This is a genomic window from Holdemanella sp. (genome assembly GCF_056804935.1).
In genome coordinates this window covers 1-2856 of the sequence record NZ_DBMEXE010000207.1, presented here as the reverse complement: position 1 = coordinate 2856, position 2856 = coordinate 1, and the positions used below count along the sequence as shown (strand labels likewise).

The window sequence follows — 2856 nt, the reverse complement described above, 5'->3', positions numbered from 1 at the left end:
AGGTTCTTACCACACCTTATTCCAAAACAGTGATTAGTTAGATGAGTCTTTGAATTCGTATTTTGAACCAGGTTTTGTGGTCTAAGTGTTGTGGATAACCACTTTCACAAATTTTAATCAAGAAAGGATGTTTATTTATGAAATTAGTTGGTATCGATGTTGGAAAGAACAGTCATCACTTCTGTGTCATGGACAAAGAAACTGGTGAATTCAATGTTACACCTACTTCTTTTTCTAACAACAAAGAAGGATTTGACTTTCTGATCAACTCTCTTAAACCGTATTCTAAAAAATCAATTTTAATTGGTATGGAAGACACGGGGCATTACCATGTTGCTCTTCTAAAATTTCTTCTTAGCAACGGATATACTGTTGCCTTGATCAACCCTAAAACGACAGATCTTACACGTAAGATGGAAGGTGGCATTACTAAGAATGACAAGCTGGATACAATCACCATTTGTGATGTTCTAGATACTCCTGAGCGTAAGAAACAGTATCGTATTACTAAAGTTGACCGTTTTGATTTGTATGAACAAAGGCAATTGACTCGCCATCACCACAATTTAAAGGAAGAACTCAATGTCTACTGTAATCGACTACAGAAATCGATTGATCTTGTTTTCCCTGAATTTAACACTTTGTTCAGCTCGAAATATGGCATTGTTTACATGAATCTTCTTAAAACGTTTGGCAGTGCTGAAGCTATTGCTTCTACAGACATTCGTACAATTCGTAAATTTTTTGAAATCAAAGGTAAGGGCAATCGCATTTCATTGACTCCTGAAAAGTTAAAAGAATGTGCTAAGAATTCTATTGGAATCTCTTCAGAAGTTGAAACTATACAGATCAAACACTTGGTAAGCCAAATCACGCTTATTAAAGAGCAAATCGCTGAAATAGATAAAAAAATAGAAGAGTTCTCAATCACAAACAACTCTCCTATCCTAAGCATTCCAGGGATTTCTCATTTCTCTGGTACTTCTATTTTAGCCGAATTAGGAGATATTGGCAATTATTCTAAGCCTTCTCAAATCATTAAATTTGCAGGAGTAGCCCCCTATCACTATGAATCGAGTCAATACAACGCCCAGCACACTGCCATAACTAAGAAAGGATCTAAATATCTTAGAAAGACTTTGTATCAAATCATACTGCCTGTAATTAACAATAATCCTGTATTCAAGAAATACTATCTATTAAAGATTTCTCAAGGTAAAGGACACCGTTGCGCTCAAGGTCACTGCATTAGAAAGCTGCTTAGAATCATTTATCATTTACTAGAAACAGGACAATCATTTGATCCTGCATTATTAAGATAAGACAAATGCATCTAAAGCACCTGAACTTTTAAAAAAACGCATTTTAAAAGTTCTTTTCGTCATGCCTAAATTTAATCCAATATTCACATTTTCGAAGATCAATTTAAAACTAGCCATAAATTTCCAGTTATTTTATATTTTCAAACTTTTTTAAAAAAATACTTGAATTTTATATAGTTAGCTTTTTAAAAGAAAACGAGAAGATGATAAACCTTCTCGCTACTCTGCAACGGCATCAATTAAAATGCTGTGATAGGTATTCACAATATCATCAACCGTTTCTTCAATATTCGCATTGTTGACAGCTATATAAGCAGCGTATTTTTGGTACAATGGGTATCTTTCTTTATACATTTGTTGAAGGGCTTGTTTAGAACTTGATAAAGGTCTATTTGGATCGGAACTAATTAATTTATCGATACCACGATCAATGAAGATCGTAATTCCATTTAAACGTAAAAAGTCCATATTGACTTTATGTTTAACGACACCACCACCTGTCGCAATAATTTTATTGTTCATCTTACTAGCTTCAATCGCAACTTCTGTTTCAATCGCTCTAAATCCAGTTTCTCCAGATTCTTGGAAGATTTCTGGAATGCTTTTGCCGGCTTTGGCAATAATCATATCGTCTAAGTCGAAAAATTCTTTTCCAAGCTTTTCTTCAAGCATTTTACCAATAGTTGTTTTACCAGCACTTGGCATACCAATTAATACGATGTTACAACGATCTTTCAACATCTCCTTTTTGATTTCATCAATGATAGAATCGTCAAAAGACATATTTTCAAAAATTTCAAATGTATATTTGGCTTGCGCAATCAACATCTCTAAACCAATCACACGCTTGATATCGGCTTCTTGAGCTTCAAAACATAAACGTGTAAGAATTGGGTTGTATACAACATCTAATACACATTCTAATTTATGGAACCAGCTTACATCAATTGGTGCATTCACAATATTTGGAAACATTCCTACAGGACTTGTATTGACGACAATATCTGCATCTAAATGGGATGTATACATTTCATCGTATCCAATGGCACCACGATTTGCACTTCTTGAAACAATCACAATGTCTTTTGCGTTTTCATGTTTACAAACGGCTTTAACAGCAGCACATGCACCACCGTTACCAATAATCAAAACTTTTTTTCCTTCCATATGTACGTCGTGGGCTTTAACCATATATAAGAATCCGCCAAAGTCTGTATTGTACCCTTTTAATTTGCCATCTACATTGATGATTGTATTGACGGCACCAATAGCTTTAGCACTCTCATCCATTTCATCTAAGTAAGGAATGACATCCTTTTTATATGGAATAGTCACGTTGATTCCTTTGAAATCTTTCTTTTCCATAAATTCTTTGAATTCTTCTTTATCTAATTCCACCAATTGGTAGTCATAATCTTTTACGTTCTCAATCTCTGCAATTCTTGTCTGAATTTGTTTGGAGAAACTATGCCCCAAGTGCTCACCTATCAATCCGTATTTCATATCATTTCCTCTTTTTCTAGAACAGCACTTT

Annotated in this window: 3 protein-coding genes; 1 reads left to right on the top strand and 2 read right to left on the bottom strand. The window is 34.2% G+C overall.

Annotated elements, in window-relative coordinates:
* Positions 1-137: 137 nt before the first annotated feature.
* Entirely contained in the window at positions 138-1322 is a 1185-nt protein-coding gene (locus ACZQCL_RS08285; RefSeq protein ID WP_417404290.1) for an IS110 family RNA-guided transposase, read from the top strand.
* Here the strand turns inward: ACZQCL_RS08285 and ACZQCL_RS08280 are convergent.
* Entirely contained in the window at positions 1314-1439 is a 126-nt protein-coding gene (locus tag ACZQCL_RS08280) for a hypothetical protein (RefSeq protein WP_302806660.1), read from the bottom strand. The two genes, ACZQCL_RS08285 and ACZQCL_RS08280, sit on opposite strands and share 9 nt — an antisense overlap.
* A gap of 102 nt (positions 1440-1541) precedes the next feature.
* Positions 1542-2856: shikimate kinase (locus ACZQCL_RS08275; protein WP_482482738.1), on the bottom strand; the 1315-nt coding region annotated here is incomplete at its 5' end.

Coding starts and splice junctions, on each gene's coding strand:
- ACZQCL_RS08285 (WP_417404290.1), top strand. CDS start 138: ATGAAATTAGTTGGTATCGATGTTGGAAAGAACAGTCATCACTTCTGT.
- ACZQCL_RS08280 (WP_302806660.1), bottom strand. CDS start 1,439: ATGGCTAGTTTTAAATTGATCTTCGAAAATGTGAATATTGGATTAAAT.